Below are 4,263 nucleotides of genomic sequence, written 5' to 3'. Positions count from 1 at the left end.
CAATTTTGTTAACGCACTGATTTTAATCAAAATAAAAATGAATATGTAAATTTATTGTTATTCATATCACAAATTTTTCACTTCTGATTGCGAAATAAACAGCAAAAGCATAAAACCAGATCATTAACATATTAATGAAATCATAACCCGGACTGCCGGGGTGAGGAGCAGGTGAATGAAAGGTACCGTTTTTGCCGTCGCGTTGAATCATCAAAGCCAGCGCGATGCCTGGGCTGAGGCGTTTGAAAAAGCCCCCTACAACACGCCGCCGAAAACGGCAGTGTGGTTTATCAAACCGCATAACACCGTGATCCGCGCAGGCGATCCCATTCCCTTCCCGCAGGGTAAAACGGTGCTAAGCGGCGCAACGGTCGCGCTGGTGGTGGGCAAAACGGCCAGCAAGGTGCGCGAGGAAGACGCGGCGGCGTACATTGCCGGATATGCGCTGGCCAACGAGGTGAGTCTGCCGGAAGAGAGCTTCTACCGCCCGGCGATCAAGGCGAAATGCCGGGACGGATTCTGCCCGCTGGGCGAGCTGGTCAACGTTGATAACGTGGATAACCTGACCCTCATCACCGAGATTAACGGCCGCGAGGCGGACCACTGGAATACGGCCGATTTGCATCGCAACGCCGCGCAGCTGCTGAGCGCCCTGAGTGAGTTCGCGACCCTTAATCCCGGCGATGCGATATTGCTCGGCACCCCGCACAGCCGCGTCGAGATCCGCCCTGGAGACCGGGTACGCATTCTGGCAAAAGGGTTTCCGCCGCTGGAAAACCCGGTGGTGGACGAACGCGACGTCGCTATCGCTCACCGCACGCCCCCGCACGCCACGCTGTTCGCCCTTGGCCTGAACTACGCCGACCACGCCAGCGAGCTGGACTTCAAGCCCCCCACCGAGCCGCTGGTGTTTATCAAAGCGCCGAACACTTTCAACGGTGACGACCAGACCTCGGTGCGCCCGAACAACATCGACTACATGCACTACGAAGCGGAGCTGGTGGTGGTCATCGGCAAAACCGCCCGTAAGGTCAGTGAAGCCGAGGCGATGGACGTTGTTGCGGGCTATACGGTCTGCAACGACTACGCCATCCGCGACTATCTCGAGAACTACTACCGCCCAAACCTGCGGGTGAAAAGCCGCGACGGGCTGACCCCCATTTCCCCAAACATCGTGCCAAAAGAAGCCATTCCCGACCCGCACAACCTCGCCCTGCGCACCTTCGTTAACGGCGAACTGCGACAGCTTGGCACGACGGCGGATCTGATTTTCAGCATCCCGTTCCTGATTGCCTACCTGAGCGATTTTATGACCCTGCAACCGGGCGACATGATTGCCACCGGCACGCCGAAGGGGCTGTCCGACGTGGTGCCGGGGGATGAAGTGGTGGTGGAAGTGGAAGGCGTGGGACGCCTGGTAAACCGAATTGTGAGTGAGGAGACGGCAAAATGAAAAAAATTAACCATTGGATCAACGGCAAAAACGTGGCGGGAAGCGACTATTTCCACACCACCAATCCGGCCTCCGGCGAGGTGCTGGCCGAAGTGGCTTCCGGCGGTGAAGCCGAAATCCATCAGGCCGTAGCCGCCGCGAAAGAGGCGTTTCCAAAATGGGCCAACCTGCCGATGAAGGAACGCGCGCGGCTGATGCGTCGTCTGGGCGATCTGATCGACCAGAACGTGCCCGAGATCGCCGCTATGGAGACCGCCGACACCGGCCTGCCGATCCACCAGACTAAAAACGTGCTGATCCCGCGCGCATCGCACAACTTCGAGTTTTTCGCCGAGGTGTGCCAGCAGATGAACGGCAAAACCTACCCGGTTGACGACAAAATGCTCAACTACACCCTGGTGCAGCCGGTGGGCGTCTGCGCGCTGGTGTCACCGTGGAACGTGCCGTTCATGACCGCCACCTGGAAGGTCGCCCCGTGCCTGGCGCTGGGTAATACCGCGGTACTGAAAATGTCTGAACTCTCCCCGCTGACCGCGGACCGTCTGGGCGAGCTGGCGCTGGAGGCGGGCATTCCGGCGGGTGTACTCAACGTGGTGCAGGGCTACGGCGCGACGGCAGGCGATGCGCTGGTGCGTCATCACGACGTGCGAGCCGTCTCCTTTACCGGCGGCACGGCCACCGGGCGCAATATTATGAAAAACGCCGGGCTGAAGAAGTATTCCATGGAGCTGGGCGGCAAATCCCCGGTGCTGATTTTTGAAGACGCGGACATCGAGCGCGCGCTGGATGCCGCCCTGTTCACCATCTTCTCCATCAACGGCGAGCGCTGCACCGCGGGCTCGCGCATCTTCATCCAGCAGAGCATCTACCCGGAGTTCGTCAAACGCTTTGCGGAGCGTGCCAACCGTCTGCGCGTGGGCGACCCGACCGATCCGACCACCCAGATTGGGGCACTCATCAGTAAGTCACACTGGGAGAAAGTCTCTGGCTATATTCGCCTCGGCATTGAAGAGGGCGCGACCCTGCTGGCGGGCGGCCCGGACAAACCGACCGACCTGCCTGCACATCTGAAAGGCGGCAACTTCCTGCGCCCGACCGTACTGGCGGACGTCGACAACCGCATGCGCGTGGCGCAGGAGGAGATCTTCGGGCCGGTGGCCTGCCTGCTGCCGTTTAAGGATGAAGCGGAAGGTCTGCGCCTGGCGAACGACGTGGAGTACGGTCTGGCGTCGTACATCTGGACCCAGGACGTCAGCAAAGTGCTGCGCCTGGCGCGCAATATCGAAGCGGGCATGGTGTTCGTCAATACCCAGAACGTGCGCGACCTGCGCCAGCCGTTTGGCGGCGTGAAGGCCTCCGGCACCGGGCGCGAAGGCGGCGAGTACAGCTTCGAGGTGTTTGCGGAGATGAAGAACGTCTGCATCTCCATGGGCGACCATCCGATTCCAAAATGGGGGATCTGATCATGGGTACATTAGCGTTAGCGGCAAAAATCACCCACGTCCCGTCAATGTATCTCTCCGAGCTGCCGGGGAAAAACCACGGCTGCCGTCAGGGCGCCATCGACGGGCATAAAGAGATCGGCAAGCGCTGCCGCGAGCTGGGCGTGGACACCATCATCGTCTTCGATACCCACTGGCTGGTGAACAGCGCATACCACATCAACTGTGCGGACCATTTTTCAGGCGTCTACACCAGCAACGAACTGCCGCACTTTATCCGCGACATGACTTACGACTACGACGGCAACCCGGCGCTCGGCCAGCTGATTGCCGACGAGGCGGTGAAGCTCGGCGTGCGCGCCAAGGCGCACAACATCCCGAGCCTGAAGCTGGAGTACGGCACGCTGGTGCCGATGCGTTACATGAACCCGGATAAACACTTCAAAGTGGTCTCTATCTCGGCGTTCTGCACCGTTCACGACTTCGCCGACAGCCGCAAACTCGGTGAGGCCATCGTCAGCGCCATCAAAAAATACGACGGCACCGTAGCGGTGCTCGCCAGCGGCTCACTGTCGCACCGCTTTATCGACGACCAGCGCGCGGAAGAAGGGATGAACAGCTATACCCGCGAGTTTGACCGCCAGATGGACGAGCGCGTGGTGAAGCTGTGGCGCGAGGGGCAGTTCAAAGAATTCTGCAGCATGCTGCCGGAATACGCCGACTACTGCTACGGCGAAGGCAATATGCATGACACGGTGATGCTGCTGGGCATGCTCGGCTGGGACAAATACGACGGCAAGGTGGAGTTTCTCACCGAGTTGTTCGCCAGCTCCGGCACCGGCCAGGTTAACGCCGTTTTCCCCCTGCCCGCGTGAGGAGCCACCATGCCGCACTTTATTGCTGAATGTACCGACAACATCCGCGAGCAGGCAGACCTGCCGGGGTTGTTCGCCAAAGTGAACGAGGCGCTGGCCGCCACGGGCATCTTCCCGATCGGCGGTATCCGCAGCCGCGCCCACTGGCTGGATACCTGGCAGATGGCCGACGGTAAGCAGGATTACGCCTTTGTGCATATGACGCTGAAGATCGGTTCCGGGCGCAGCCTGGAAAGTCGGGAAGCCGTAGGGGAAATGCTGTTTGGGCTTATCAAAGCGCACTTTGCGGCGTTGATGGCTGCCCGCTATCTGGCGCTGTCGTTCGAGCTGGACGAACTGCACCCGACGCTCAATTACAAACAAAACAACGTGCACGCGTTGTTTAAGTAATACCGCTCGATCTGTCCCCTCTCCCTTTGGGAGAGGGTTAGGGTGAGGGAAATCTCAGCGGCCTGATGCCCTCACCCCGGCCCTCTCCCACGGGGAGAGGGAG

4 protein-coding genes are annotated in these 4,263 nt (G+C 59.7%); all 4 read left to right on the top strand.

What is annotated here, in order from left to right:
* Positions 1–175: 175 nt before the first annotated feature.
* Genes hpaG through L977_RS11260 form a run of 4 tightly spaced genes read left to right on the top strand, consistent with a single transcriptional unit; the run spans position 176 to position 4,160 of the window.
* Positions 176–1,453, top strand: coding sequence for a 4-hydroxyphenylacetate degradation bifunctional isomerase/decarboxylase (gene hpaG, locus L977_RS11275; RefSeq protein WP_047625779.1), 1,278 nt, complete (start codon positions 176–178; stop codon positions 1,451–1,453).
* Positions 1,450–2,916, top strand: a complete 1,467-nt coding sequence (gene hpaE / locus L977_RS11270; RefSeq protein WP_014882417.1) for a 5-carboxymethyl-2-hydroxymuconate semialdehyde dehydrogenase — start codon at positions 1,450–1,452, stop codon at positions 2,914–2,916. Before hpaG ends, hpaE begins: the two co-directional genes overlap by 4 nt.
* 2 nt (positions 2,917–2,918) lie before the next feature.
* On the top strand, positions 2,919–3,770 hold the full coding sequence (gene hpaD / locus L977_RS11265) for a 3,4-dihydroxyphenylacetate 2,3-dioxygenase (RefSeq protein WP_014882416.1): 852 nt from the start codon (positions 2,919–2,921) through the stop codon (positions 3,768–3,770).
* A gap of 9 nt (positions 3,771–3,779) precedes the next feature.
* Complete coding sequence (locus L977_RS11260; protein WP_014882415.1) at positions 3,780–4,160, top strand: 5-carboxymethyl-2-hydroxymuconate Delta-isomerase; 381 nt, start codon at positions 3,780–3,782, stop codon at positions 4,158–4,160.
* Positions 4,161–4,263: the final 103 nt, after the last annotated feature.

It is taken from the genome of Enterobacter sp. ZOR0014 (genome assembly GCF_000798855.1).
GTDB classification, from domain to species: domain Bacteria; phylum Pseudomonadota; class Gammaproteobacteria; order Enterobacterales; family Enterobacteriaceae; genus Enterobacter; species Enterobacter kobei.
Note: the sequence above shows the minus strand (reverse complement) of the source record. Positions and strands in the feature narration are given on the sequence as shown.

Coding starts and splice junctions, on each gene's coding strand:
- hpaG (WP_047625779.1), top strand. CDS start 176: ATGAAAGGTACCGTTTTTGCCGTCGCGTTGAATCATCAAAGCCAGCGC.
- hpaE (WP_014882417.1), top strand. CDS start 1,450: ATGAAAAAAATTAACCATTGGATCAACGGCAAAAACGTGGCGGGAAGC.
- hpaD (WP_014882416.1), top strand. CDS start 2,919: ATGGGTACATTAGCGTTAGCGGCAAAAATCACCCACGTCCCGTCAATG.
- L977_RS11260 (WP_014882415.1), top strand. CDS start 3,780: ATGCCGCACTTTATTGCTGAATGTACCGACAACATCCGCGAGCAGGCA.